Source organism: Helicobacter ganmani (genome assembly GCF_003364315.1).
Classification (GTDB): domain Bacteria; phylum Campylobacterota; class Campylobacteria; order Campylobacterales; family Helicobacteraceae; genus Helicobacter_D; species Helicobacter_D ganmani.
Window position 1 is genome coordinate 1 of sequence record NZ_NXLS01000009.1, and the last position, 26763, is coordinate 26763.

General features: G+C 37.9%; 25 protein-coding genes and 1 other RNA gene. 10 read left to right on the forward strand and 16 right to left on the reverse strand.

The window, feature by feature from the left end:
• Positions 1-270: 270 nt before the first annotated feature.
• From CQA43_RS07780 to folD, 5 genes are read right to left on the reverse strand one after another with little or no spacing between them, the layout of a single operon-like run.
• Entirely contained in the window at positions 271-609 is a 339-nt protein-coding gene (locus tag CQA43_RS07780) for a hypothetical protein (protein ID WP_115552034.1), read from the reverse strand.
• A 16-nt stretch (positions 610-625) separates the two neighbouring features.
• Positions 626-1048 (reverse strand): ribose 5-phosphate isomerase B, encoded by a 423-nt coding sequence (gene rpiB, locus CQA43_RS07785; RefSeq protein ID WP_115552035.1) that lies wholly within the window; start codon positions 1046-1048, stop codon positions 626-628.
• Positions 1049-1056: 8 nt separating this feature from the next.
• On the reverse strand, positions 1057-1740 hold the full coding sequence (locus CQA43_RS07790) for a site-2 protease family protein (RefSeq protein WP_115552036.1): 684 nt from the start codon (positions 1738-1740) through the stop codon (positions 1057-1059).
• Between the two features lie 20 nt (positions 1741-1760).
• Positions 1761-2594: a signal peptidase I gene (gene lepB / locus CQA43_RS07795; protein WP_115552037.1), complete on the reverse strand. Its 834-nt coding sequence runs from the start codon at positions 2592-2594 to the stop codon at positions 1761-1763.
• Between the two features lie 12 nt (positions 2595-2606).
• Positions 2607-3455 (reverse strand): bifunctional methylenetetrahydrofolate dehydrogenase/methenyltetrahydrofolate cyclohydrolase FolD, encoded by an 849-nt coding sequence (gene folD / locus CQA43_RS07800; protein WP_115552038.1) that lies wholly within the window; start codon positions 3453-3455, stop codon positions 2607-2609.
• 72 nt (positions 3456-3527) lie between these two features.
• Between folD and CQA43_RS07805 the strand changes: the two genes are divergently transcribed.
• Complete coding sequence (locus CQA43_RS07805; RefSeq protein WP_245944279.1) at positions 3528-3887, forward strand: c-type cytochrome; 360 nt, start codon at positions 3528-3530, stop codon at positions 3885-3887.
• Here CQA43_RS07805 and CQA43_RS09935 read toward each other — a convergent pair.
• From CQA43_RS09935 to CQA43_RS07835, 7 genes are all read right to left on the reverse strand, one after another.
• Positions 3884-4012, reverse strand: a complete 129-nt coding sequence (locus tag CQA43_RS09935) for a hypothetical protein (RefSeq protein ID WP_281270119.1) — start codon at positions 4010-4012, stop codon at positions 3884-3886. The genes CQA43_RS07805 and CQA43_RS09935 overlap by 4 nt on opposite strands.
• Positions 4013-4129: 117 nt before the next feature.
• An RNA gene (ffs, locus tag CQA43_RS07810) (signal recognition particle sRNA small type) lies at positions 4130-4227 on the reverse strand.
• A gap of 100 nt (positions 4228-4327) precedes the next feature.
• Positions 4328-5386 (reverse strand): NAD-dependent epimerase, encoded by a 1059-nt coding sequence (locus CQA43_RS07815; protein ID WP_115552039.1) that lies wholly within the window; start codon positions 5384-5386, stop codon positions 4328-4330.
• Between the two features lie 4 nt (positions 5387-5390).
• Positions 5391-6503 carry a pyridoxal-phosphate-dependent aminotransferase family protein gene (locus CQA43_RS07820; protein WP_115552040.1) on the reverse strand — a complete coding sequence of 371 codons (1113 nt, stop codon included), beginning with the start codon at positions 6501-6503 and terminating at the stop codon, positions 5391-5393.
• 245 nt (positions 6504-6748) lie between these two features.
• Positions 6749-7861 (reverse strand): TRAP transporter substrate-binding protein, encoded by a 1113-nt coding sequence (locus CQA43_RS07825; protein WP_245944280.1) that lies wholly within the window; start codon positions 7859-7861, stop codon positions 6749-6751.
• A gap of 12 nt (positions 7862-7873) precedes the next feature.
• The gene (locus CQA43_RS07830) at positions 7874-9202 is read right to left on the reverse strand and encodes a TRAP transporter large permease (RefSeq protein ID WP_115552041.1); all 1329 of its coding nucleotides are present in this window, start codon (positions 9200-9202) and stop codon (positions 7874-7876) included.
• A gap of 2 nt (positions 9203-9204) precedes the next feature.
• Positions 9205-9792, reverse strand: a complete 588-nt coding sequence (locus CQA43_RS07835; RefSeq protein ID WP_115552042.1) for a TRAP transporter small permease subunit — start codon at positions 9790-9792, stop codon at positions 9205-9207.
• A 249-nt stretch (positions 9793-10041) separates the two neighbouring features.
• Between CQA43_RS07835 and CQA43_RS07840 the strand changes: the two genes are divergently transcribed.
• From CQA43_RS07840 to CQA43_RS09775, 4 genes are all read left to right on the forward strand, one after another.
• Entirely contained in the window at positions 10042-10785 is a 744-nt protein-coding gene (locus CQA43_RS07840) for a TerC family protein (protein WP_115552043.1), read from the forward strand.
• A gap of 9 nt (positions 10786-10794) precedes the next feature.
• Positions 10795-11034 (forward strand): tautomerase family protein, encoded by a 240-nt coding sequence (locus CQA43_RS07845; RefSeq protein WP_115552044.1) that lies wholly within the window; start codon positions 10795-10797, stop codon positions 11032-11034.
• Complete coding sequence (polA, locus tag CQA43_RS07850; protein ID WP_115552045.1) at positions 11031-13748, forward strand: DNA polymerase I; 2718 nt, start codon at positions 11031-11033, stop codon at positions 13746-13748. Before CQA43_RS07845 ends, polA begins: the two co-directional genes overlap by 4 nt.
• 150 nt (positions 13749-13898) lie before the next feature.
• The gene (locus tag CQA43_RS09775) at positions 13899-16970 is read left to right on the forward strand and encodes an autotransporter family protein (protein ID WP_245944281.1); all 3072 of its coding nucleotides are present in this window, start codon (positions 13899-13901) and stop codon (positions 16968-16970) included.
• Between the two features lie 179 nt (positions 16971-17149).
• Here the strand turns inward: CQA43_RS09775 and CQA43_RS07860 are convergent, their stop codons facing one another.
• Together CQA43_RS07860 and CQA43_RS07865 are read right to left on the reverse strand one after the other, a co-directional pair.
• Positions 17150-18832, reverse strand: a complete 1683-nt coding sequence (locus CQA43_RS07860) for an N-6 DNA methylase (protein ID WP_115552046.1) — start codon at positions 18830-18832, stop codon at positions 17150-17152.
• 10 nt (positions 18833-18842) lie between these two features.
• Positions 18843-20114 (reverse strand): aromatic amino acid transporter, encoded by a 1272-nt coding sequence (locus CQA43_RS07865; protein ID WP_115552047.1) that lies wholly within the window; start codon positions 20112-20114, stop codon positions 18843-18845.
• A 132-nt stretch (positions 20115-20246) separates the two neighbouring features.
• On the opposite strand from CQA43_RS07865, the gene CQA43_RS07870 reads away from it, so the two are divergent.
• The 5 genes from CQA43_RS07870 to CQA43_RS07890 all read left to right on the forward strand — a co-directional run bounded on the left by CQA43_RS07870 (position 20247) and on the right by CQA43_RS07890 (position 24998).
• A complete protein-coding gene (locus CQA43_RS07870; RefSeq protein WP_115552048.1) occupies positions 20247-22007 on the forward strand; it encodes a DNA polymerase III subunit gamma/tau in 1761 nt (586 codons plus the stop codon).
• A gap of 9 nt (positions 22008-22016) precedes the next feature.
• The gene (gene tsaE, locus CQA43_RS07875) at positions 22017-22436 is read left to right on the forward strand and encodes a tRNA (adenosine(37)-N6)-threonylcarbamoyltransferase complex ATPase subunit type 1 TsaE (RefSeq protein ID WP_115552049.1); all 420 of its coding nucleotides are present in this window, start codon (positions 22017-22019) and stop codon (positions 22434-22436) included.
• Positions 22424-23146 carry an LPS export ABC transporter ATP-binding protein gene (lptB, locus tag CQA43_RS07880; RefSeq protein ID WP_115552050.1) on the forward strand — a complete coding sequence of 241 codons (723 nt, stop codon included), beginning with the start codon at positions 22424-22426 and terminating at the stop codon, positions 23144-23146. Before tsaE ends, lptB begins: the two co-directional genes overlap by 13 nt.
• Positions 23143-24471 carry an RNA polymerase factor sigma-54 gene (locus CQA43_RS07885; RefSeq protein ID WP_115552051.1) on the forward strand — a complete coding sequence of 443 codons (1329 nt, stop codon included), beginning with the start codon at positions 23143-23145 and terminating at the stop codon, positions 24469-24471. Before lptB ends, CQA43_RS07885 begins: the two co-directional genes overlap by 4 nt.
• Before the next feature lie 74 nt (positions 24472-24545).
• The gene (locus tag CQA43_RS07890; RefSeq protein WP_115552052.1) at positions 24546-24998 is read left to right on the forward strand and encodes a DUF1104 domain-containing protein; all 453 of its coding nucleotides are present in this window, start codon (positions 24546-24548) and stop codon (positions 24996-24998) included.
• Between the two features lie 54 nt (positions 24999-25052).
• Here the strand turns inward: CQA43_RS07890 and CQA43_RS07895 are convergent, their stop codons facing one another.
• Together CQA43_RS07895 and nadC are read right to left on the reverse strand one after the other, a co-directional pair.
• Positions 25053-25952: a thiamine-phosphate kinase gene (locus CQA43_RS07895; protein WP_245944282.1), complete on the reverse strand. Its 900-nt coding sequence runs from the start codon at positions 25950-25952 to the stop codon at positions 25053-25055.
• A complete protein-coding gene (nadC, locus tag CQA43_RS07900) occupies positions 25922-26749 on the reverse strand; it encodes a carboxylating nicotinate-nucleotide diphosphorylase (RefSeq protein WP_115552053.1) in 828 nt (275 codons plus the stop codon). Before nadC ends, CQA43_RS07895 begins: the two co-directional genes overlap by 31 nt.
• Positions 26750-26763: the final 14 nt, after the last annotated feature.

The window sequence follows — 26763 nt, forward strand, 5'->3', positions numbered from 1 at the left end:
GTGTCAAGTGCTTTTTTAAGAAATTTTTAATTTAATGTGTTTCTCTGCTTTTTTCTTTTTGTGTTTTGATTGCTTGAAAGTTCATTGTTTGCATTGTTTGTTCTTTGTTTCTTAAATATTTGAGAGGAGAAAATTTTTGTTTATTTTTTATGAAAATTTTATTGCAAAAAAGAGTAAAAGTGTAATAGAGATTACAAGAAAGAATGCAAAAAGATAAAATCTTATGGTAAGATTGTGGAATGAGATGAGGTTAAGTTTGAAAACCAAAGCCTATAACAAGGCTTCAATTTTTTGTTCTAAATCTTTAATTTTACTTTTGTATTTCTCGCTCTCTACACGATATTGTGAGTTACGCTGTTTGAGGGCTTTTACTTCATTACGCAAGGAAGTGATTTCATCGGTAAGAATATCAATGTTTCCCAAAGCTCTTTGAAGCTGTAATTGGTGTTTGCGGATTAAAATTTCAGCTTCTTGTAGTGTTAATTTCATCACGGCACTATTTTTTTCTTCTTTTTGGGCAACACTTTTATAAAAAAAGGTTTTTACTACCATAAACAAAACGAATAGAATAAATGCCGTTAAAAATAACCATTGTGTAAATTGTGCCATTTTATTTCCTTAAAAGTTATAATTTCCCTATACGACAGGTATGCCTACCACCTTCAAACACTCCCTCGCAAAAACTTTTTAAAATCTGTTCTACCATACCCTCCCCTACAACGCGTGCGCCTAAGCACAGCACATTTGCGTCATTATGTGCTCGGCTCATTGCAGCACTATAAGGCTCATTGCAGAGTGCTGCGCGGATACCTTTATGACGATTAGCAGCAATACTCATTCCAATTCCGCTTCCACAAATCAAAATTCCAAAACTTTTATCATTTTTCAAAACATTTTCACATAAGAGATTAGCAAAATCCGGATAATCCACGCGATTAGAATCGCTAGGTCCCAAATCCTCCACACTATGCCCCATTTCCCCTAATGTTTGAACCACAAAAGCCTTTAATGTAAATCCCGCGTGGTCGCTTGCGATAAAAAATTTCATTCTCTCTCCTATAATAGCAAGTTTATAATTGTCTGCACAGGCACAGAAATTATACTAGATAAAGGTGTGCTTAAGATAATCATTAACACCACCATACCCACCATTGGCGGCACTCTCTCAAACAATCTTGCAAAAAAATCATTCCGAAACATCAATCCAAAATAAGCAAGCACATTTGAGCCATCTAAGGGCGGAATTGGGATTAGGTTAAATACAGCCAAAACAACATTATAAATCAATAATTGTAAGAAAAAATAAATCACAAGCAGGGCAACAAAATTTGGATTAGAAAAATATTCAAAAAATCCCGCTAAGATTCCACCATTAAAGGCATAAATCAAAAGAGCGGTTAGAATCGCTAAGGCAAAATTATACGCCACACCTGCGATAGAAACCGCAAAAGCCCCAAAATATCCTCCTCTATAAATCACGCGGTCCATTCGCACAGGCACAGGTTTCGCCCAACCAAACAAAAAAGGCGCATTCACAAGGAACAACAAAGCAGGCAACAAGATAGAACCCACTAAATCTATATGTAGCAGCGGATTAATTTTCAACCTTCCCGCGTCTTGTGCGGTTGTATCGCCAAATTTGAGCGCAACAAAGCCGTGCATAATCTCGTGTCCTATAATTGCGACAAGCAGGGCTATAATCATTATAGGAATCTTAAAGCTAAGCGGTAAATCAAACATTATAGACTTTCCTTTGTATCTTACATTTCAGCATTTTGCGATTCTATGGTTTTGGAATTTTGTATTTGTTTTTCTAGGGATTCTATGCTTCTGCCAATGCGTTCCCAACGAATCTTAAAGTTATCATCCCAGCTAAAATAAACAAACCAAGGCTTGCCAATCACATATTTATAGCTCACCGCGCCCCAAAAACGCGAATCATTAGAATTGTTGCGATTATCTCCCATCATAAAGAATTCCTCTTCTTGCACTCGTGCAAAAAACGCAAGCTCGCCATTGGACAACTGCACTCTTTCCATACCAAGCGACTCGCCTTGTTGGGATAGAATCTCTAATTGAGTAAAGGCATCAGGAAACACATCTAAGTATTGCACGCCAGAATGTGTAGCCAAATAAGGGTCATAGTAAAAGGTTTTGCCTCTAAACTGCAAAGTTTGTGCCGCCTCGTCTTGATAAATAGAATCGCTACCGAAATGCACCCAAAGCCCTTTTTGTGTATAAAGCACCTCATCGCCACCTACAGCAACATTGCGCTTGACATAATGGATTTTGGGAGAATGGGGGTAACGAAAGATGACAATATCTCCACGTTTGGGACGCTCTCCCTCAAACAAGTGTCCATTACCCCTAAAATCGGGCAAAACTTTTAATTCAATCCACGGAATCGTGGGTGTTGGGATTCCATACGCAAACTTTTTGACAAACAAATTATCACCAATCAACATCGTATTTAGCATACTTCCGCTTGGAATCACAAAGGCTTGCGCAACAAAAAAGATAATGCCTAGCACAATAATAATCGTCCCCACCCAGCTATTGACAAACGCATAAAGTTTGATAAAGATTTTTTTCATTTCCTTTTTCCTCTAATGGTTTGCGCGAAGTTTTGCTGATTTTAAAGTGTTTTGAAGCAAAGAAGCAATCGTCATTGGTCCCACTCCGCCGGGCACAGGCGTGATGAATTCACACAAAGGTGCGACATTTTCAAAATCCACATCACCCACAATTTGCCCGCTTGGTAGCTTTGAGATTCCAATATCTACGACGATTGCACCTTGTTTTACCATTTCTTTGGTAATCAAATTTGGCTTGCCCACTGCAACACACAAAATATCTGCATTCTTTGTGTGTGCAATCAAATCTTGCGTGTAAATATGGCAAAGAGTTATCGTCGCATTTTCGTTTAAAAATAACGCTCCTAGTGGCTTGCCGACGATATTACTTGCGCCAACAATCACGACATTTTTGCCTTGAATTTCTATCTTATAATGCTTCAAAAGGCTCAAAACACCCATAGGTGTGGCAGGAACAAAGCCCGCAAGATTCGCAAAAATGCGCCCCATATTAAAAGGATGGAATCCATCTACATCTTTGTGTGGGGCAATTGCTTCTAGCACCGCGGTTGTATCAATATGCTTAGGCAAAGGCAGCTGCACTAAGATTCCGTCAATATTAGGGTTAGCGTTTAGCATTGTAATGGTTTGCAATAAAGAATCTTGTGCAATGTTTTCGGGCATTTCGTGTGTAATAGAATAGATTCCTGTGCGCTTACACGCTTTAGCTTTCATATTCACATAGCTTTGTGAAGCAGGGTCATTCCCCACCAAAATAACAGCTAAACCGGGAGTAATTCCCTTTTGGCTTAAAACACCCACTTCGGATTTAATTTCTGTTTCAATTTGTTGCGCAAGAGCTTTTCCATCTAAAATTTGCATTCATAATCGCCTTTAAAAAATAATTTTGTTATTATAATCAAAAAAAATTTCTAAAAGTTTAAGGCAACATTCGTGCAAAAAGTATTTAAAACTTTTTTGATTATCCTTAGCAGCTTTGGATTCCTTGCAAATGCGGAAGAAAGTTTTATTACGACTTTGGAATATGGCAAAATGCTTTATACCAACCCACGCGGAATCGGTTGCGTAGAATGTCATGGACGCTTTGGCGAGGGGCAACAAATCGCAAACTATATCCATAAACGCAAAGGCAAAACCCTGCAAGGTCCGCGTATCAACAATCTAAGCTTCAGAGAATTTGAAAACGCACTGCAAAAAACTAAAAAGGTAATGCCCAAATATTATTTAACCTCCAACGAAATTGAAGCAATCTACAAATACTTAGAATCCATTGAAAAACCGCAAGAATATTAACTTTTATAGCAAGATTCCGCTACTACATTCTTTGGAGTCGTTTTTATCCTTTGAAAAATCTTAAGGAATCGTGATTTTTGTCCTTGCAAAGCCTCATTAGACGACGAAGCAACATAACTTTGCATTATTTTCAGTTTGCCATTCCGTCATTGCAAAACTTGATTTATCAAGTCGTGGCAATCCATAATCTTGTATAAAATAGTAGGAATTATAAAAGAATAAAAAGACTTAGTAGATAAAACCTTCCTTAAGATACTTGCGGCACTTAAATGCTTAAAAGGCTCTGCTGTGTTCCCACCCTGAAGCATTATTCCAAGCACTTATCGCACAAGTCTCAAGAAAGGCGAATGGGATTATATTAGGTTTTTGCCAAAATTCAACTTAAGACTTGATTTTATATCCAACAATGCAAATAGAATCTTACCTTTAGGATTCTGCTTTCAAACGCATACTTTAAAAAATTCTTTATACCATTGGATAAAATTCTTGATTCCCTCTTGTATGCTTGTGTTGGGTTTATAATCTAAATCCTTTACTAAATCCTCTACATTTGCGTAAGTTGCCGGCACATCACCGGGCTGGAGTGGAAGCATATTTTTCTTTGCTACGACTCCAAGTTCTTTTTCAATGGCTTCAATGAAATCCATTAGTTTTATTGGATTATTGTTGCCGATATTATAAATTTTATAAGGAGCTTTGGAGCTGTGTGGGTCTGAATTAAGTCCGTTCCAAGTAGGATTTGGGGTTGCATTGTGGTCAAGCACGCGCACGACACCTTCTACAATATCATCAATATAAGTAAAATCTCGTAGCATTTGCCCGTGGTTAAAAACATCTATGGGTTTGCCCTCCAAAATCGCCTTTGTAAATAAAAACAAAGCCATATCTGGTCGTCCCCAAGGACCATAAACTGTGAAGAATCGCAAGCCTGTTGTTGGCAAACCAAAGAGATAAGAATAAGTATGCGCCATTAGTTCATTGCTTTTTTTACTTGCTGCATAAAGGCTAATAGGGTGATCCACATTATCGCTTGTAGAAAAGGGCATTTTTTCATTTAATCCATACACGGACGAGCTAGACGCATAAGCTAAATGAGCAATTCCAAACTGCCTGCAAGCTTCCAAAATATTCACGAATCCCACAATATTACTTTGTATATACGCATAAGGATTTACAAGAGAGTAACGCACTCCCGCCTGTGCTGCGAGATTACAAACTTTGTCAAATTTCTCATTCTTAAAGAGATTCATAAGATTCTCTCTGTCCTCTAATTCCAAACAAATAAAACGATAATTGGGGTATTTGCTGCTTTGCAAGAGTTGATTTTCTACGATAGAATCCTGTGCGATTCCAGCTTCTGCTAATCTGCCATATTTGATTCGCACATCATAATAATCGTTGATACAATCTAGCCCGACAACCTCATCTCCACGTTGAATAAGAGTCTTTGCTACAAAAGAACCGATAAACCCGGCTGTGCCTGTTACTAAAACTTTCATCGCATTACTTTATAAGCTTAAAATAATGTTTTAAAAACACTTGATTTGCAGTGCCTTTAAACTCGCATCTTCCTAACTCTTGTAGGCTTAATTCTATTGCATTGACAACCCAAGAAATCTCGCTAATATCAATCAACCCCATATGATTAATCCGAAAAATCTTGCCTTTTAAATTATCCTGCCCTCCTGCAATATTCACATTAAATTTATTTTTTAGAATCTTGCGCAATGTGTCGCTTTCTTCATCATAGACACAAGTTATAGAGAGTGCGGGTTTTGTTGGATAGATTTTTAATCCAATGCTTTGCATTGCCTCATTGCACGCAAGAGAGCGCGCTTTAGTTTGTTGATAAATTTTGTCCCAGCCTATTTCCTTTGCTTTTTGTAAAAAAGCGCAAAGTCCAATGATAATTGTTGTCGGTGCAGTCCAAGCTGTCGTATTTTTCACCTGATTTTTAAGCTCTGTTTTGAGATTAAAATAAAACCCCACATTGCGCTCTTCTATCTTTTCTATGGCGCATTGGCTTAATCCAATAATACTAAGACCCGGCGGAAGCATAAAGGCTTTTTGAGAGCCACCAATTAGTGCATCTACACAACTTACATCTAATTTTTCTACACCCATTGCAGTAATACTATCTACAATGACCATAATCTTTGGATTGTGATTTTTCACCGCTTTAGCAATCTCTTCATAAGAATGGCGCAACCCCCCTGCACTCTCGCACGCTTGAATACAAAAAGCGTCAATCTCTGGATTTTGTTTCAAGACTTCCAAAACAGACTCCACACTAGCAGGCGTATCCCATTCGTTTTTAATCTCTACATTTGGGATTCCAAAGGCTTTCGCAATCTTGCCAAATCTTTCCCCAAACTTGCCGCTATTAATGCTTAAGAGTTTCTTTTGACACAAGGAAGTAACGCAAGCCTCCATTGCTCCACTTCCAGAGCTTGCAAGCAAGAGAACTTCCGGCATTTGAATCACTTCTTTTAAAAGCATACGCGTAGTTGCAAAAATCTCTTCAAATTCTGGGGTGCGATGGTGGATTGTAGGCTCACTCATCGCAACGCGCACAAACTCTGGCACAGGAGTAGGACCGGGGGTAAAAAGTAACATTCTTTTATCCTTTTTAAAAAATTGCGCAATTATAACGAAAATTTTATTATATCCATCTTTGTTAGATTGCGTTTTCTAAGTCATTGCGTCCTTTACAAAGTCTCTTTAGGAGCAGTAGCAATCCATAGCTTTGCATTATTTTAAGTTTGCCATTACGTCATTGCGAGAATCGTTCGCGATTCTTGGCAATCTATAATTTTTTACTCACCTTTGATAATTCACTTTTTACTTTGATTAAGGATAAACTAACGAATCGCTAGGTACGCTCCTAAGCTATCTTGTGTCCAAGTAGCCTGCTCTTTTTGGAACTTCTGATAACTTTCTAATACCTTTTTAAAGTCTGCATTTTTGGCACTTTCCTCCTCTAGCACCACCGCAAGCGTCTTTTTGAATCCCTCAATCACTTCAGGAGGAAATGTGCGCACTTTTGCGCCCTCTTTTTTGAGAGTTTCTAAAGCTTTGGCATTATAAAAACTCCCCATTGCGGTCATTTGCATATGTGCTTCACGACTTGCAACCTCCAAAATTGCTTGAACCTCTTTAGAATAACTCTCCCATTTCTGCTTATTAAAAACAAATTCCGTAATAGAACCTGCTTCCTGCCAAGGTGTGTAATAATAAGGAGCAACTTTATGAATATCTAACTTTTGGTCAAAGGCAGGAGAAACCCATTCTGCTGCATCTAAAACACCTCTTTCTAAGTTTGGCACGATTTCGCCACCGGGCGTGCTTTTCGTTGCTGCACCAAGCTTGGATAGCACTTGCCCTGCCACGCCTACCATACGAATCCTTAACCCCTCAAAGTCTTTCAAACTATTCATTTCTTTTTTATACCAACCCGACATTTGAATGCTCGTCGCCCCTCCAAGCATTGGATAAAGATTATACTTTGCTGCAATCTCACGCCATAGCTCCATTCCCTCGCCATAGAGATACCAAGCATTTTGCTCACTATCAATCATACCAAAAGGAATCCCAGAAAAAAGATTAAACGCTGTATTTTTCCCCTCCCAATAATAAGGAGCAGAATGGAATGCGTCAATCTGTCCGCTACTTGCCGCATCAAACACTCCAAGCGCAGGCACAAGCTTGCCCGCAGGAAAAATCTCAATCACAATGCTGCCACCACTTAATTCATTAACAACCTTTGCATAATGTTTCACCGTATCTGAAAGAATCGGCATTGTAATAGACCAAGTCATTGCTAAACGAATCTTTGTCGTTGCTTTTTTAGTCGGCTTTGCATTTTCCTCTGCATTTGCAGTTGCATTCTCGCTATTGCAGCCAACCAACGCTGCTGCTCCCAATGCAGAAGCGAATCCTAAACTTGTATTTTTCAAAAACTCTCGTCGTTTCATTCTTTTTATCCTTTAAAAAATAAATTGCAAAATTGTAGCCCATTTTTCATTGCTTAATGTTAATTGTGGAAACAAAAAAACCAAAAGTAAAATCAAAACTTGTAACAAAATAAAAGGCACAACACCTTTGTAAATTTCGCTAATTTTAATTTGTTCTCCTACGGCGGATTTCAAAAAGAAAATAGAAAATCCAAAAGGAGGCGTAAGAAAGCTTGTTTGCAGATTAATCGCTACAAGCAATGCAAACCATAGCATATCCACTTGATAGTGCATTGCAATCCCTGCTAAAATAGGCAAAGCAATATAACAAATTTCAAAAAAATCAATCAAAAAGCCAAGCACAAACACCACAAGCATTGCAACAAGCATAAAATAAAAGGGCGAATCTAAATATTTTGCGAAAAAATCAAGCACAACAACATCGCCTCCTAACTCGTTAAATACAAGCGTAAAGCAGTTTGCGCCAATGAGAATCATAAAAACCATTCCACAAAACACAATCGTCTCTTGACTAGCTTGCTTAATTAAAGCAAGATTCAGTTGCCCATTTAAAAAACTCAACAGCAATGCGCCCACCACTCCGATTGCCGCTGCTTGCGTTGGTTCTACGATTCCACCTAAAATACTTCCTAACACAAGAGTAATTAAAACAATTGGTGGAATCGCCATTTTAAGAGCATCTAATGCCAAAGTGCGCAGATTTTTAGAATCATCAGGACTTGCAGGGGCAAGCTTAGGAGCAAAACACACCACACCCAAGACAAATAAAACATAAGTTGCTACAAGCATAATACTTGGCAGAATCGCGGCACTAAAGAGGTCGCGCACACTAACATTTAAAACATCTGCTAAAATGATTAAAATAATAGAAGGTGGGATAATCTGCCCTAAAGTGCCACTTGCAGCCACCACACCAGAAATCAAACATTTGTTATAATTTGCCTTTATCATCGTAGGTACTGCAATCACTCCCATCATTACCACCGTTGCCCCTACGATTCCTGTGCTAGCAGACAAAAGCACGCCAACCAAAATCACTCCCATTGCCGCTCCCCCACCAAATGAGCCAAAAAGCTTGGCAATAGAATTAATCAGCCGCTCTGCGATTCCGCTTCTCTCCAAAATCATTCCCATTAAAATAAACAATGGAATCGCAATCAAGGTTGTGTTGCTAAAGATTCCCTCCAAGCGATTGGGCAAAAAAGTTAGCACATAGGGATTCTCCTCAAAAATCATTAAATAACTTCCGACTATTAATCCACTAGAACCAAAAGCAAAAGCAACCGGCACTCCTATAATTAAAAGCACGATTGCGATTCCAATTAAAGCCAATAATTCCATATTTAATGTTCCTGCTTTAATTTTTGCTCTTTTAAGCTTTCTTTCAAAATTTGTGTTTCTTCTGTAACAAAATCCGCACTCTGCGTGTAATTTCGTTGTTTTATCTTGACAAAAGATTTTAAAATTTCGCTAACACTTTGCAGACTCAAAAGCACAAATCCAAGCACCACGAAAGATTTAAAAACAAAATAATAAGGAATCTTTCCATTTTGCGAGGATTCACCCATTTTATAAGATTGAATCGTAAAATCCAAACCATACTTTATCATCACCAAACAAAAGGGCAAAATAAAAAATAGATTCACCAAAAGAAAACCAATAACTTTTGTTTTGTCGCTATAATGCGCATAAAGCAAATCAATGCGTACATGTTTGTCTTTTTGTAATGTCCAAGAAAATGCCAAAAGAACCATTAAAGCAAAACAATAAAGACTAAAATCGTCTAATTTGCTATTCACATAAGAAAAATTGAGCGCAAGTGCAAGCCCGAAAGTAAGCAAACATAAGACCCATAATGCAACGCCAGAAATACAAGAGGCAATCAAACTCAAGCTATTTAAAACGCGTGCAATTTTTAAGATTTTCTGCATTTGGAGGATTTCCTAATTTAAATTAAAGATTAAGAATTGAATTTATATCAAAAATATCAATAAATTTCAAGCAATAAATTGGGATTCCCATATCCTTGAAGGTAAGATTCCATATTTTATGGATTACTTTGCTACACTTGCAAGCAACAGAAAAAATCACAAAGACAAAAAATAGCAAAATCTTTAAGCTAAGATTTTAAAAAAATCCTTACAATATAGATTTTATTTTAAAAATCTAAAGGAATCCTTATGTTTGAATGGATTGCAAACCCTGAAATGTGGATTGCATTGGTAACCTTGATTGCCCTTGAAATCGTGCTTGGAATTGATAATATTATTTTTATCGCAATTCTTGTGGGACGATTACCCAAAGAACAGCGACAGAAAGCGCGTATTTTGGGACTATCTCTTGCAATGATTACCCGCCTCTTGCTTCTTCTTTCACTCTTTTGGATTATGAAACTCACTGCGCCCTTATTTAGTGTTTTGGGGCAAGACATTTCGGGACGCGATTTAATTTTGATTCTTGGGGGACTTTTCTTGATTGGCAAATCTACTTTAGAGATTCACCACGATATAGAGGAGGCAGACGAATCTAAACCTCAAGATTCCCTACAATCAAGTGCAAAAAAAGGCTTTATTAATGTGCTAATTCAAATTGCAATATTAGACATTGTTTTTTCATTGGATTCTGTGATTACCGCAGTGGGAATGGTTAGCAACATTGAAATTATGATGCTCGCAGTGATTGTAGCAGTAGGTGTAATGATGATTGCAAGCAAGGGAATTTCCGAATTTGTAGAAAATAATCCGACAATTAAAATTTTAGCTCTTGCATTTTTGATTTTAGTCGGCGTTACACTTGTCGCAGAAGGTTTGAATTTCCATATTTCTAAGGCTTATATTTATTTTGCAATGGCATTCTCTCTTGGTGTGGAATCTATTAATATTTATATCAAGAAAAAACGAATTGCACAAAAAAATCAACATTAAAGGAATCCTATGCCTTATGTGAATATCAAAATCACACGAGAAAATGGCACACCCACAAAGGAGCAAAAACAACGCATTATACAAGGCATTACAGAGATTCTAAGTGAGGTTTTGGGTAGAGATTCCGCTTCGCTTGTCGTTGTCATTGATGAGATTGACTGCGATAACTATGGAATCGGGGGCACTACAATTACCCAAAAACGCAAACAACAAAGCTTAAACCCACCAAACAAGGTAAAAACCAAATGAAAACACTGACAATAATTGATACTTTCGGATTCCTTTTTCGCAGTTATTTTGCCCTACCCCCGCTCAAAAACCACGATGGATTCCCTACAGGATTGCTGACGGGATTTGCAAAACTTATTTTGCAACTCTACAAGGATTATCCGCAAGATTATTTAGTTTTCGCGCTAGATTCCAAAGAAGAAAATTTCCGCAAAAGCATTGACCCACTTTATAAAGCGAATCGCCCAGAAGCTCCACAAGATTTGCAGCTACAACTCAAAGTTGCGATTGAATGGGTAGAACAAATGGGATTTAGAAACATTTCTATTGCAGGTTATGAAGCAGACGATGTTATCGCTTCTATCAACAAACAAGCCAATCGCCTCAATGTCCAAGTACGCATTATCAGCCACGACAAAGACCTTTACCAACTCATTAATGACAACACCTTTCTCTTTGACCCCAAGAAAAAAAAAGAAATCCACATCGCAGATTGCATAGACAAATATGGAGTAACCCCAGCGCAATTTATAGATTTTCAGAGTCTTGTGGGGGATAGTTCGGATAATATTCCCGGTGTCAAAGGAATTGGAGCAAAAGGCGCGGCAGGATTATTGCACAATTTCCACAGCCTTAATGGAATCTACGAAAACATTGATAAAATTGCTTCTAAGCGCACACAAGAACTATTGAAAATTTACAAAGAGGACGCTTATCGCTCTTTGGAGCTTGTGCGCTTGCGTGAGGATTTGCTAGAGGATTTCAATCTCCAAGACTGCCAAATGCCACATCAAAACCCATTATTAAAAATTACAGAATCACTCAAGGTATATGAAATTAATAGTGTGTTAAAAAAGATTCTGTCCAAAGATTCTGCTAAAAAATCTTTACACCTATTTGAAAACGCAACAAAAATCAGAGAATCGCAAGATTTTATCCCACAAACCCCCGCTCCAACACCTTTTCACTTTCAAGCGCATTTGTTAAACACGGATACAAAATTGCAAGCATTTCTCCCAAAAATCACACGCGATTCCGTTGTGTCTTTTGATACAGAAACAACAAATTTAGATGTTTTTAATGCTAAAATCGTAGGGTTTTCTTTCAGTTTTGATGGCACAAATGCCTATTATGTGCCTTTAGCGCACAATTATCTAGGCGTAGAGGAACAGGTAAGTCAAGAGGTTGCGCTAGAATTTATCCAAGCACTTTTTAATGCCAAAGCCATTATCGGACATAATCTCAAATACGACTTAGAGATTCTACGCACAAACTTCGGCTTCTCTCCCAAAAATCCTTATAATATCAAGGATAGTATGCTTGTCGCGTGGCTTTACCAAAGTGATTTGCCTTGCAATTTGGATTCTTTAATGTTGCGGTATTTTAAGCACGAGATGATTCATTATAAAGATGTAGTAAAAAAGGGAGAAAACTTTTCGCAAATCTCCATAGAATACGCTTGCCAGTATGCTAGCGAGGACGCGGCGGCTTGTTATCAACTCTACCAAAAACTTACACACTTGCTCCCACCTAATCTACTTGAAGTCGCAGAATCTACGGAATTTCCGCTGATTACTTGCCTTGTCAATATGGAGTTAAGCGGGACTAAAATTGACATTGAATATTTTAAAGAGTTAAAATCCGAAATGTCCGCCAAACTTTTGAATCTATCAGAGGAAATCTTCGCACTTGCACAAAAAAACTTTAATCTAAATTCACCGCAGCAACTTTCTATTGTCTTGTTTGAGGATTTGAAACTCCAAAGTGGCAAAAAAACAAAATCCGGCTTAAGCACTTCCCAAATGGTATTAAATTCCCTTTTTGACGCGCACCCTATCGTGCCAAAGATTTTAGAATATCGTGAGCTTTTCAAGCTTTTTAGCACCTATATAGAGCCTCTAATAGAACACGCTAAACTCAACGAATCGCATAAAATCTACACTTCTTTTATGCAAACAGGCACAAGCACTGGACGCTTAAGCTCCAAAAATCCGAATCTCCAAAATATTCCCGTCAAAACCGCACAAGGCAGACGCATACGACAAGGCTTCATCGCACAAGAAAACCACTTGCTCCTAAGCCTTGATTATTCACAAATTGAATTGCGCCTTCTAGCGCATTTTTCGCAGGATAAGGCGATGATTGAAGCATTTTGCCACAATGCAGACATTCATCTTGAAACTGCCAAAAAAATTTTTGGTGGCGCAAAAGCGCAAGAAAAACGCGCCGTGGCAAAAAGTATTAACTTCGGACTTATCTATGGTATGGGACCCAAAAAACTCTCCGAAACATTAAAAATCAGTTATCAAGAGGCAAAAACCTACATTCAAAACTATTTTGAATCTTTTCCCACCGTGAAAGATTTTTTGAAAGCTCAAGAGGATTTTATCCTAGAAAATGGTTATTCGCTTACGCTTCTAGGACGTATGCGCAAGTTTGACTTTCGCGGAATCCAAGAATACCAAAAGGCAGCATTTTTGCGTGAGGGTATCAATGCAATCTTTCAAGGAAGTGCCGCAGACATTATTAAAATGGCAATGAACGCTATCACGCAGGCAAACTTAGAATCCAAACTACTTTTGCAAGTGCATGATGAATTAATCTTTGAATCCCCGATAGCTTGTGCGGAATCCGAAGCAAAAAAAATCGCTTCCATTATGGAAAACATTACAAAGCTTAAGATTCCTCTTAGATGCTCTATTAGTATGGCAAAACATTGGGGCGACTTAAAATAACTCCTATTCTCCTCGCAAAAAGCAAAAATCCACCAAAAATACAAAAAATTTCAAATTTTCTCAACCTTTTTCACTCATTTAATTGACTTTTAAGGGGGGGGGGGGGGTATTATTTTGACTTAAATTTATTTTAAAATTTAAGGAGTCAAAATGACAAAACTTTCATTGGCAGCAAGCAGAACGCTTGTAGGTTTCGGTGTGGTAGCATTGACTAGCACAGGTAGTTTTGCTGCACAGAAGAATATTGACAACACCCCCACAGGGACAAACGCATCTTTCACACAAAGTGGCAATAGCTATACTTGGAATGGCAAGGATAGCACAGGTGCAGCGGTAACTCAAGGCACAGACGATGTAACTCTTACTTTAAGCGCGCCAACCACCGCTACCATAGGCACTCCACCCAAAGAAGTAAGTTCGTTTAACACAAACGCAAACAGCAGTGTAAAAATCAATCTTCAACAAAATTCCAACACTGCTTTGGTTGCAGGAGACAAACTCACAATCAAAGGCGATAATGCAACAGATTCTCGCACACTTTATAACTTTGATTTAAACGCAGGTGTGATTGACATAGGAGACGGGACAGCTCTCCTAAATCTTGAAGCAAATAGCGGAGAATCCAAGCTTGGCACGATTGTAGGACAAGCAACAACTTTCAAAGACAAATCCACGCTCACGCTTAAAAACAATGGTTCAGTCAGTGCGACACAAGACTTGACTTTTGAGAATGGTTCTACGCTTGACTTACAAGGAAGTGGTTCGCTAAAAGTAGGTGGAAGTCTTAATATGACAGGCGCAGCAGGGACACCAAACATTCTCTACACAAACCCCAAAAATGTAGGCGCAATCAGTGTCGGAGGGAATGCTACTTTCACAAATTCAGAGATTGCTTTACAATCTAAAGATTTCAATCAACTAAGCTTTGATACACCCAAAGTGTTACTAAAAGGCGGTAAAGATTCCACAACCCTAGCAGGAGTTACTCTCACAAAAGATGCAAAGGGCAACTTCAACACAGCTGCCACAGCGGTAGCTGATACAAGCCTAAAAGTTGGAAGAGTAACCCTACAAAGAACAGCGGGAGATTGGCTAGGAAGAAGTATTAGCACAGAGTTGCAAAAAGATATTAATATGAGTTTAGGTGGCACAGATTCTGTTATAGGTGGTAATGCAGGCAATAGCTTCACTCAAAACTTTGGTCAAAATGCAGCAAACACCACAACAAACGGCTTTGTGGATTACACAAGTGCGAACAAGGTGATTTATGGACAAAATGCAAATGGAGAATTAACAAAAAGCAATATAGCAAATACAGATAAAACTGCTGCACTTGTCAATAATGGAATCTATGTGCAAGGTAATGAAGTGTTACTAAGCAGTTATCTCATTAAAAATGTCGTCAATGGTAAATGGGTAGCAAATATCAACAATATGAGTAGCATTATTGATAATGCAGCAACAAACTTATACACTTACAGAAATACTCTTACAGGCGGTTCCACTAATGCTAATACAATCTTAGATGCTAATGGAAAAGTCTTAGACACTGAATTCCAAAAAAAAGTTAATGGCGGAACATTAAAAGGAATCTACGACATAAGAGATGCACAAGTAACCGCTGCGGGTGGCACAGCTTCTACTGACGCAAACGAAAGCAAGAGGAATGCGGCAGATAGAAAGGTTATCACAGACGATATATCTGCAAAACAAACTGCTTACAACAATGCACAAGCAGCTTACAATGCACTCTCTGATGCAGACAAGAAAAATCCTGCTAATCAAGTAGTAACAGCTTACAACACTGCAACTACGGATTTAGAGACAGCCAAAGATAGATTAACAACATTTGATAAACAAATCTCTTTAATCAATGAGGGCAAATCTCTATGGATTCAAGCAGAGAAATCTGCAGCCACTTACACAAAGCTTACCACAGAAATATATAACGCTAATAACAATGGCGGAAATGCTCTGCTTAATGGACAAAAACTATACTTCAAGCAAGTAGCAGTCAAAGACGCACAAGGCAAAATCACAGGTTATAAAGATACAGAGAAACTTAACCGCGCAGGGATTAACCTCATCGCAAGCACGACCGATGTAGGCTCTCACACAGGATTAGCAGTAGGAATCTTTGATTCTTTACAAGAATCTGGGCTAAGCGAACTTGCAAGAGGCGATATTATGACAGACGCAGTGTGGAATGGTGGTCAAAGATGGAAAGGCTTAACCAACGATACCCATAACAATGCCCGCTCTGTAACCAACTTCACAAACTCTGTAAGCACTGCAATCAATGTTTCTAATGATATGGCATTAGGAGATAGAATCGCAAGAGTACACAACCCTTATGGTGAGAAACTCGCAGCTGCAGGGGGAAGCGATGCGTATAATGACTTCTACCGCAGAACAAATGGAAGCGTTTGGGCAAATGCGTTTGGTGGAGCAAATATCGTAGATGGCGAAAGTGGTGGCGTCTATGGAATCTCACTAGGTGCGGATAAACAAGTAGGCGATTCTGCGCTAATAGGTGTATATTTCACTTATGCAGACGCGGACTTGAAAGACAAGAGTGCAAAACAAAAATCCGATAACTTCAGACTAGGGATTTACTCCAATATTAAACTCTCCCCAAGCTGGGAATTGAATCTTCACGGATTTGGACAACTTGCACAAACTGACCAATACACTTCTAAACTAGGAGAAGGATACTCAAGTGATTTTGATAAAAAATTCTTTGGTTTAAGTGGAAGTGTGGGTAAAATCATTGATTTTGAAAACAGCTTATATTTAAAACCTTTTGTAGGTTTGAATTACTACTATTCAAACAATCCTAGCTATACAGAAAAAGGTGGAAGCTTGCCTGTGAATGTCAATAAAATGCAAAACAATTCTATTAGTGTAGATGTGGGCTTAGAAGCTAGAAAATATTTCAACGAAACTTCTTATCTCTTTGCTACTCCAAAAATTGAGCAATACTTGCTAAATGACGGAGACAATTATACTGCTTCCTTTGTGGGTTCTCCTCTCAATTTCAGTGTAAGTGCAAGTGATAAGCTTAAAACTTATGGACAAATTGTCGTAGGCGGAAGCTTCGGAATCACTGATGCTTTGAACATTGAGCTAGGACTTGGTGCAAAACAAATCCTTGCAAACAAAGTAGATGACAAAAACGAAACTTACCTAAGCGGAAATCTAGGATTAAAATATAAATTCTAATGTCTTTGACGCAGGGCTCTGTCCTTGCGTCCTTGCAAGAATTACTTTAACTTTTCGTGGCAATCCGTAATCTAGGATTGCTTCTACTAAATTCTTCCTTGCTGAATTTTAGAAATTTCATCTCTCGCAAACCCTTGCGAGAATTCCCTTGTCCTTGTAAGCGGATTTAGTGGATTATCCTATTCATAGCCCAATAATTTTGCAATTCCTTGTTTTTGCGCTTTAATCTGCTCTCCTCGCGCAATCAGTTCATAAAAGCATTCATTGTAATCCTCCAAAACTTGCGAATCCAAAAACCCACTTGGCAAAAGCATTTCTTTAATTTCTTTTTCACCAATTCGCTCATTATTATCTTGATAAATTTTACTCAACGCCAAACAACCCGCGGAAGTTAAAAAATAAAAATATAATGCTTTTGCTACAACAGAATTTTTCACTCTAAGCACCAAGATTCCAGCATTTGGCAAGACAATCTTTTGCGCTGCACTCTTGCCTATAATCGCAACTTTTGGGGTAACTCCACGCATAGAGAGCAAAACATCATAAGGTTGCACTCTAAGTTCATACAGACGCTCAAGATTCGGCTTTAGCGCATAATCATTAAAAGAATTGCTCACACCATAAGCTTCAAAATCCTTAACCCCTAAATCATAACAACCAATCATCTCTTTGTCTTGTTTCATTTCTACACGAGTTCCACGATAACATTTTTCCAAAAAATCCCCCAAAACTACTTTGATTTGCGGAGATTGCATTTCTTGTTGCATATAATAAGAGGGTTTAAGATTTTCCAAATTTATGTTTTGATAATCCAAAAGACACGAAATCTTAGTATTTCTTTTGAAAGCACACAAATCTGTTATCTCTTCTAAATTAATGAGTTTATTGTATTTTCCCTCTTTTAAGTGAAAATCTTGCGCATTGATAAAAAACATTCGTTGATTTTTAGGAGAAAGCACAAGCAAGCAAAATTCCCCCATTTGATGTGGAAAAATATTCGTCGGTAGTTCAATAATTACTTCTAAAATCTTAGATTGCACGAGATGATGACGCAATCGTTCCCCTATGGACTTGTTTAATAATACAGAACGAATGATAAAAATAGCTTTTTTGTTGAATTTTGAAAGCGCAAAGTCCAAAAACGGAATCTCTGGAGAGGTTTTTGTATAAGGTGCAAGAGGCGAAGTTTTCGGGGCTTTAAGATTAAGATGAGAAAGCAAAGGGGGATGGCAAAAGACTTTATCAAATTTTGTATTACTCCTCTCCTTTTGATTATTTTGCACATTTAAAAAATCTTTGAAAATATCTGCAACCTCTAAATGACAATCTTTAAATTTCAAAAGCAATGCAAGTGCTTTGGCGATTTCAATAAGCTTAGGATGAATATCCACACCAAAAAATTGACATTCGTTGTGATGTGCGCTTAAACTCAAAAGCCAAGAACCAACCCCGCAACAAGGATTATAAATGCTTTCATTTTTTTGTAAATGCAATAACTTACACACAAGCATATTTATCTCTGCTGGTGTTGCATAATCATAGAGTTTTAAAATTGTTTTTTGCAGCGCAATAGTCTGAATAAAATCCTCTAATTCTTGCGCATTGACTTTGAGATTCTGCGCAAGTTTTATAATTTTTTTATAATTCAAATCCGAATTAATTGCTATTTTATGCGTTAAATTGTGTTTTTGTAGATAACAATAAAAACTCTGTGGAATCTCTTTTGTTTTAGAGATTAACAATTCTGCACTCAAAGTCTTGTCTTGTCCTACCAACAAAAACTCCAATGTCAAGCACAATACATCAAAATTATCCTCGTGGTATTTTTGAATGTATTGAAAAATCTGCAATAATTCTTTCATTGTATTCTCCTTATTTATACATCGGCAACCAATTAAACACAAACAAAATATGGCAGACGCCAACCACACAGCCAAAAATCAATAAACTATAAATCGTCCAACTCCCGCCCTTGACGCGAAAATTATGCTCCAAAGCAAGATTTGATGTGCATTGCCTTAATTCCTTGCGTGAGATTCTGCTTGCCCTAAGCAATAAAGCAGGAATAATCACAGACCAAATCGTCGCCGCAAGCCCCGCCCAACCAATCGCAAGCAAAAAGCCATCGGGATAAATCATTCCCGCAACAATCGGTGGTACAAAGGCAACCAATAGAGTTTTTGTGCGCCCTAATCTGCTATCATCAAATCCACATAAATCAGCCATATAATCAAACAACCCAAGCCCAGCACCCAAAAACGAAGTAGAGACTGCCAAAAACGCGAATCCCTCTAGCATTCTTAGCAAAAATGCTCCATTGAGATTTAAACTCGCAGCTTCAACCAAGTGGCGCACATTGCCTCCCGCAGCAATTACATTTTTAAAATCGCTCCGTTCAATGTTGCCATCGCACGCAATATTCCATATCACATAAGCCACAAAAGCAATCAATGTACCATAGACTAAACATTTGTTAATTTTTTTGGGTTCTTTGCCAAAATACTTCACGAGACTTGGCACGCTTGCGTGGAAACAAAAGGAAGTCAGATAAGTAGAAAATGCTACAAACACAAAGATTCCATAAGGATTATTATCGTGATTTAAATCTAGCAAATAAGACATTTTCATTTCACTTAACATACCACTCATAGCAAAGACAAAGGTTAAAGCCATTCCCCCAATCATCACCACAGAGAATCTATCCACAAGATAAGTACTCCACCAAACACAACCGCTAAGCAGAATCGCAAACAATAAACTTGCCAATAGTTTAGGAGGTTCATAATCAAAAGCAACGAGCGAAATATGCACCACCATAGAACCGCCTCCGCTCACATAGGCATAAATCAAGATATAAAGCACAAAGGCAACACTCAAACCATTAACGAGATTCCAAAATTTACCCAAATTATCTAGCACAAGCGTATGGAAGCTTGAACCGGGGTGATAATACAGATTTACTTCCAATAAAGCTTGGGAAGAAAGCAGCATCATAAACCAAGTCAGCACTAATAATCCCAAAGAATACCAAATCCACATTCCCGCACTTATCGTGGGTAACGCCAACATTCCCGCTCCAATTGCCGTCCCAGCAATAATCATTGTCCCGCCAAGCACGCTTGGCTTGCGTTTCACATTAAACATAGAATCCCTTTAAAGTAGATTTTACATTATATCTAAGATTTAGATTTGAGAAATTAAAATTTGGCTGATTAACAAATTTTTAGGCTAGCTTTGTGTAGAATTCAAATTTTTAAACTTAGGATAGCAAAAATTATGGAACAACAAGCCTTAGCACTGAAATATCGTCCAATGGATTTTGATGAACTCATCGGACAAGAAGCAGTCAGTCGCACTCTCTCCTTAGCATTAAGCAGCAAACGACTCTCCCACGCTTATTTATTTTCAGGCTTGCGCGGGAGTGGCAAAACTTCTAGTGCTAGAATTTTCGCAAGGGCATTACAATGCGAAAATGGTCCGTGTGCAAAACCTTGTGGTGTATGTGCAAACTGCGTTGCAGCCAATCCTCACAAAATGCGTCATATTGACATCATAGAGCTAGATGGTGCGTCTAGCCGCAAGATTGATGACATTCGCGATTTAATAGAACAGACAAAATACCACCCCAATATGGGACGCTTTAAAATCTTTATTATTGATGAAGTGCATATGCTTACCAAAGAAGCCTTTAACGCGCTCCTCAAGACACTTGAAGAACCACCAGAATATGTGAAATTTATCCTTGCCACCACAGACCCGCTGAAACTTCCTGCGACGATTTTAAGTCGCACACAGCATTTTCGCTTCAAACGCATTTCAGATAAAAGCATTTTGGAACACCTAAAAAATATTCTTCAAAAAGAACAAATCACTTACCAAGACGAGGCTTTAAATATGCTTATTCGGAGCGGTTCAGGCTCTTTGCGCGACACTTTAACACTACTAGACCAAGTGATTATTTATTCTAATTACAACATCACTTCTGATTCTTGCGCAAATATGTTAGGGCTTATTAATCCCCAAAGCCTCAACGCGCTTTTTGAGTGCATTTTCAAGCAAGACAGAGATCTTTTATTGCGTGAGCTTGAAGCATTTTTTGAATATGAAGCCGAAATGCTTTTAGATGAAATGAGTATTTTCTTAAAAGACAAGCTTTTAAAGGGAGAGGATTCTCGTTACAATCCTTTGTTGATAGACAGATTCTTTCGGATTCTAACCCAATCCAAAGAATTATTATTCTTAGGCTCTGAAGATGAATTTGTTTTGACGCTTACCTTTTTTAAAATGTTAGAATCCCTCCAAATAGAAGCAATTGATATAGCGATTCAAAACCTAGAAAAAGGCTTGTTTGAAAATTTACCCAAACAAATTCCAAACACGCAATCCCCAAACCAACAGACAACAAAAGATTTGCAAAGCATTCCCACAGATTCTATAGCTACAACATTTAAAGAATCTCCACCCACGCCCACCCAACCAACAGAAATTGCCAAAAATTCGTTAGAACCAAGCCAAGAAAATGCCTTGAATTTATTTGCTCTGCTCCAACAAAAAATCTATGAACGAAATTATGAATTGGGAGAAATATTTGCTCAAGAGATTCGTTTTGTTTCATTCATAGACCATACACTCACTTGGGAAAGTTCCGCAAGCGGTGAGAATCGTGAGAGGCTTAAAACTAGCTATTCTATTATTAAAAACCTTGTTTTGGAAGTTTTTGGAATCCAAACACAAATCAAATCCATTAGCAATCCAAACCAAAACCTATCCTCCACTTCGCAGCAAATTCCGCAGGTACAAGAAGCGCAAGCTCAAAACTCTACTTCTATGTCTTTGGATTCTATGGATTTAGCCCCACTAACCAATCCACATCAAGAATCCACCCAAGCCACTCAAACCCCTACCAAATCTCATCAGGCTACACAAGACATACAAGCCGAAGTCAATGCAGCTTTAGAATTGCCTTTATTACAAAGTGCAAAAGAATTGTTAGAAATCAAGCAAATCAAAGTGCGCCCAAAATCCATTATAAGTTAGGATATTAAAATGGAATGGATTTTAAGTAAAAAAGAGTTGCCTAAACTCTGCGAATATTTGGATTTGAAAAATCATCGTGGTATTTACTTGTTTAGTGGCGACTTAGCAAGCGGTAAAACAACATTGATTCAAGCAATGGTTGCCTCATTAGGAAGCAAGGCAAAGGTTACTTCGCCAACTTTCTTAACCGCATTAGAGTATGGCAATCAAATCTATCATTATGATATTTACAATAAGGATTTGGAGAAACTCTTTGCGCTAGGATTTTTAGAAGAAATTGAAAAGGAAGGTTGGCATTTTATTGAATGGGGAGATGAAAATTTAGCTAAAATTCTAAAACAAATTGGTTTGCCCTTTTGGAGAATTATCATTCATATTGAATCCAAAGGAAGAAAATATTGTATTGAGGAAAGTTTATGCACACATTAGAAGCAATGCACCTAAGCAAAACAATCAAAAAAACAAACATCATTAGAGAGATTTCTATACGCGTGCAAAGCGGTGAAGTCGTAGGGCTTTTAGGTCCAAATGGTGCGGGCAAAACCACGACTTTTTATATCATCTGCGGACTTTTAAGAGCAAGTAGTGGCAAAGTTTGCTTTGATAGTCAAGAAATCACAGGCTTAAGCCTTCATAAACGCGCACAACTCGGAATCGGCTATCTGCCACAAGAATCTAGCGTTTTTAAAGATTTAAGTGTAGAGGAAAATCTCTTGATTGCAGCAGAAGTGTGCTTAAGCAATGAAAATGAAAGAAACCAACGCATTGAAGAGCTTTTGGAAGATTTTAGTATTGAGCCGATTCGGAATCGCAAAGGCGTCAATTTAAGCGGAGGAGAAAGGAGGCGCGTAGAAATTGCGCGTGCTCTTGTCAAAAAGCCAAAATTTATTTTATTAGATGAACCTTTTGCAGGAGTTGATCCTATTGCTGTGTTAGATATTCAAAATATTATTAAAAAACTCGTTTCACTGGACATTGGGGTTCTCATCACTGACCACAATGTGCGTGAGACACTTGGTGTTTGTAATCGTGCGTATGTCATCAACAAAGGCACTTTGCTTGCAAGCGGAAATTCTAACGAAATTTACAAAAATGAACTTGTCCGCAAACATTATTTAGGCGAGAATTTCCAAGTATGAAACTACGCACCCAAACCCAAACCACACTCAAGGCAAAGCTCTCCTCTACACTCAAAAGTTGGCTTCCAATTCTACAAAGCGGAATGAGTGATTTAGAGGATACTTTAGGAGAATTCAGTAAAGAGAATCCCTATTTTAGCGTCCAATCCAACATTGCACAAGATTTCAGCTCTCAAAGCTCTGCTCAAAAAAAGCGACAACAAGAAATTTCAAGAGGCGTAAAAGGCTCTAGTATAGAGAATGATGCGATAGAACAATTTTGCATTCAAGAGGAATCTCTAGAAGTAACCTTAAATGGACAAATCGTGCCACCATTATTTCCCACTAGAAGCTCTCAAGAGATTGCTAAACAAATCATTGAAAACCTCAACGAAGAAGGCTATTTTGATGGAGATTGTGAGCAAATTGCACAGGCTTGTGGCAAGATGCTTAATGCCCCTATTAGCGCAACAGAGGTTGAAAAAGTGCGCAAACGTTTTGCATATCTTGACCCACCGGGCATTGCAGCACTTGATTTGATGGAATCCTTTTGTTTTCAGTTAGATAATTTAGATGTTCCAAGTGAAGTTTATACCCTAACGCAAGAGATTTTGCAGGATTTAAAAAACCATACAAAGCATAAAAATGCTCCACTCTACGAAAAAGCAATGAAAATAATTCAAAGTTTCAAAAATCCACCTGCACTTGATTTTTTCCAAAAAGAATCCGCAATCATTCCAGATATTTTAGTTTTGGAGGAAAAAAACAACATTCAAGTGCAAATTAATGAAAAATATTATCCAACCATTGAAATCCAAACACAAAATAAAGAAGACAAAATCAAGCTCAAAGATGAGTTTATCAAAACCAAAATTAAAGAGGCGCGCGACCTTGTAGATGCACTTGAAATGCGAAAGGCAACGCTGTACAAAATCGGACTAATGATTGTGGAATATCAATATGAGTTTTTTAAAGGTGGTGAAATCAAGCCAATGAAACTTAAAGACTTAGCTGAAGAATTTGGGCACGCGCCTAGCACGATTTCGCGTGCGATTTCCAATAAATTTTTGGAATGTTCTCGCGGAATCTTTCCACTCAAAAACTTCTTTGCCACTGCGATTGATGAAGAGACTGCCAATACAACGATTAAAGACTTTGTAGCAGATTTAGTCAAAAACGAAAGCAAGCAAAAACCACTAAGCGATAATAGAATCCTAGAACTCATTGAGGAAAAATTCAATATTAAAATGGTGCGTCGCACGATTACCAAATACCGAGCGCAACTCAATATTGCAAGCTCAAGCGAGCGGAAAAAACTCTACAAAATCTCTGCCCCCTCTGTTTAATTTAACAAACTTCACACTGATTTCACACTCACAAATTATAATTCCGCTGTTCAAAAAATTTTAAGGAGCAAACAATGAAAACAAAAACTATCTTATCTCTTGCTTTGATTGGCACTTTGATTTCAGGCGCACTAGCGGCGGATTATTCCAAAGCAAGCAATGAAGAATTAATTAAGTTATCCGGAAAAGTTGCGCCAAAAGATTATCCTGATTATAGAATGGAGATTCATAAACGTATGCAAGAAATGAAAGTCAAAGATGCAAGAGTGTTTCGCGATAGATTGAGAGAATCCCACCAAAATGCGTATGGCAATATGACACACAAAGAATATTTAGAGCACCACAATGCTCTTTGTGAGGAAGTGCAAAGACGTTTAGACACAATGAGCGAATCTCAAGCAAGAGAAAGCGGATTAATAGGTTATGGATATAGTCATCATAGAGGCTATAGAGGCGAATATGGTCAAGCAGGCAACAAAAACTATCGCAACTGCTATAATAGAGGTGGATACCACCATTTTTGGTAAGATATGCACAAGGCGTTATGGATTGCCACGATTCCTTAGTAGAATCCCCGCAATCTACTCGTGCCAATTTTGCTTTTTGGCGATATATTTACCACGAATCGCAACAGCAAAAGGCACAAATTGATGGCGAAACTTCCAAGCTTTTTTTTGCATTTTTTTGAGATTTCGTCTCTCTATGGCATAAAGCATTTGATATTCTTCAGGAGAATAAAGCCAATCTCCCTTTTGTTTTAAAATCTTAAACCCCAAACGATTCACTTGACTTAGACGCGACAATTCTAGCGAGATTCCATCGGAAATATCCATACCCGCTTTTGCAATATTGTTTAGCTCAAACAACATTTTAGGGTATAAAAGCGGCTTAGCAAAGCGTGAATATTTGGAGATTTTTTTATCGCGACAGAATCGCAAGGAATTTTTTAAAATTTTAAGATTCTGCCCAAAGGATTGCATTTTAGCGTGATTTAACGCGCCTTTTGGGGTGATATATCCCAAAATATTGCCTTGCTTGATTCCTTTTCTAAATAAAGTTCTCTGTCTTTTTTGACCCAAAAGCGTTAAAGAAAAGTGCAATTTTTCGCCTACAAGCGTATCGCCACCGATGATTTTAATACGATATTTTTTTGCGCAATCCCCTATGATTTGCGCCAACTTTGAAACTTCTTTAAAATTATCAGGCACACTAAGCGTTAAGAGTAAAAAACTTGGAATCGCATTCATCGCATAGATATCGGACAGATTTACTAAAAAACATTTTTCTACCAAATCCTCTAAACTTGCCCAAGCTCTTTTAAAATGAATATCCTCAAAGAATGCGTCATTTGCGATGAGATATGTCCCAACAGACACCCCATCATCTCCGATTCCAAAAGTCGCCCCACTTTGTTTTAATGTGTGAATAAAAACCTTTTCTCTATCACGCATTAGTCTATTTTCATACTCAAATCCACCCAAACTGCTTGATGTGTAATCGCGCCAACAGATACAGCATCTACACCACTTTGAGCATACTCTCTAATATTTCTTAAAGTAATGTTTCCGCTTGCTTCTAGCAAGACACTTGGAGCAATTTCGTTACGCATTTTGACTACTTCGTGAATCATTTGTATATCCATATTATCACACATTAAAATATCTACTTCTGCTTCTAATGCCTCTTTGGCTTGTAAAACATTCTCACATTCTACCTCAATCTTAGAGACAATTGGAGTCTTGCAACGAATATCATCAATGAATTTCTTTAGCGATAGAATGCGTGTCAAATGTGTATCTTTTAACATTAAACAATCATCTAAACCCAAGCGATGATTCACCGCCCCCCCATTACGCGTAGAATATTTCTCAAAATCCCTTAGCAAAGGGCGCGTTTTCCTTGTATCTAGCAGCATACAACTCGTACCTTCTAGCTTTTGCACATATTTATGTGTTAATGTTGCAATTCCACTAGAATGCTCTAATAAATTCAAAATTGTGCGCTCCGCACTTAGCAACTCGCTCATATTGCCCTCAAAAGAAACAATCCTTTCACCTCTTTTAAAAACCATTCCGTCATCAAAAATAAATTCACATTTGAGATTTAACAATTCGCAAAGTCGCTCAATATACATTCTTCCCGATAACACACCATCTTCTTTGGCAAGTATATAAGCTTCTACTTGTGTATTGTTTCGCATTCTAGTGTATAAATCACCGCGCCCAATGTCCTCTTTTAGAACTTCTTTTAAAAAATCATCTAACAATATTTTATGCATTGTTTGCTCCTTTT

Bases quoted from the DNA above. Each gene is read 5' to 3' on its own strand.
- polA (WP_115552045.1), top strand. From the start codon at position 11,031: ATGAAAACACTGACAATAATTGATACTTTCGGATTCCTTTTTCGCAGT.
- CQA43_RS07845 (WP_115552044.1), top strand. From the start codon at position 10,795: ATGCCTTATGTGAATATCAAAATCACACGAGAAAATGGCACACCCACA.
- CQA43_RS09775 (WP_245944281.1), top strand. From the start codon at position 13,899: ATGACAAAACTTTCATTGGCAGCAAGCAGAACGCTTGTAGGTTTCGGT.
- CQA43_RS07860 (WP_115552046.1), bottom strand. From the start codon at position 18,832: ATGAAAGAATTATTGCAGATTTTTCAATACATTCAAAAATACCACGAG.
- CQA43_RS07790 (WP_115552036.1), bottom strand. From the start codon at position 1,740: ATGTTTGATTTACCGCTTAGCTTTAAGATTCCTATAATGATTATAGCC.
- lptB (WP_115552050.1), top strand. From the start codon at position 22,424: ATGCACACATTAGAAGCAATGCACCTAAGCAAAACAATCAAAAAAACA.
- CQA43_RS07830 (WP_115552041.1), bottom strand. From the start codon at position 9,202: ATGGAATTATTGGCTTTAATTGGAATCGCAATCGTGCTTTTAATTATA.
- CQA43_RS07870 (WP_115552048.1), top strand. From the start codon at position 20,247: ATGGAACAACAAGCCTTAGCACTGAAATATCGTCCAATGGATTTTGAT.
- CQA43_RS07825 (WP_245944280.1), bottom strand. From the start codon at position 7,861: ATGAAACGACGAGAGTTTTTGAAAAATACAAGTTTAGGATTCGCTTCT.
- CQA43_RS07820 (WP_115552040.1), bottom strand. From the start codon at position 6,503: ATGTTACTTTTTACCCCCGGTCCTACTCCTGTGCCAGAGTTTGTGCGC.
- rpiB (WP_115552035.1), bottom strand. From the start codon at position 1,048: ATGAAATTTTTTATCGCAAGCGACCACGCGGGATTTACATTAAAGGCT.
- lepB (WP_115552037.1), bottom strand. From the start codon at position 2,594: ATGAAAAAAATCTTTATCAAACTTTATGCGTTTGTCAATAGCTGGGTG.
- nadC (WP_115552053.1), bottom strand. From the start codon at position 26,749: ATGCATAAAATATTGTTAGATGATTTTTTAAAAGAAGTTCTAAAAGAG.
- CQA43_RS07885 (WP_115552051.1), top strand. From the start codon at position 23,143: ATGAAACTACGCACCCAAACCCAAACCACACTCAAGGCAAAGCTCTCC.
- CQA43_RS09935 (WP_281270119.1), bottom strand. From the start codon at position 4,012: ATGCAAAGTTATGTTGCTTCGTCGTCTAATGAGGCTTTGCAAGGACAA.
- CQA43_RS07835 (WP_115552042.1), bottom strand. From the start codon at position 9,792: ATGCAGAAAATCTTAAAAATTGCACGCGTTTTAAATAGCTTGAGTTTG.
- CQA43_RS07840 (WP_115552043.1), top strand. From the start codon at position 10,042: ATGTTTGAATGGATTGCAAACCCTGAAATGTGGATTGCATTGGTAACC.
- CQA43_RS07780 (WP_115552034.1), bottom strand. From the start codon at position 609: ATGGCACAATTTACACAATGGTTATTTTTAACGGCATTTATTCTATTC.
- CQA43_RS07815 (WP_115552039.1), bottom strand. From the start codon at position 5,386: ATGAAAGTTTTAGTAACAGGCACAGCCGGGTTTATCGGTTCTTTTGTA.
- tsaE (WP_115552049.1), top strand. From the start codon at position 22,017: ATGGAATGGATTTTAAGTAAAAAAGAGTTGCCTAAACTCTGCGAATAT.
- folD (WP_115552038.1), bottom strand. From the start codon at position 3,455: ATGCAAATTTTAGATGGAAAAGCTCTTGCGCAACAAATTGAAACAGAA.
- CQA43_RS07865 (WP_115552047.1), bottom strand. From the start codon at position 20,114: ATGTTTAATGTGAAACGCAAGCCAAGCGTGCTTGGCGGGACAATGATT.
- CQA43_RS07890 (WP_115552052.1), top strand. From the start codon at position 24,546: ATGAAAACAAAAACTATCTTATCTCTTGCTTTGATTGGCACTTTGATT.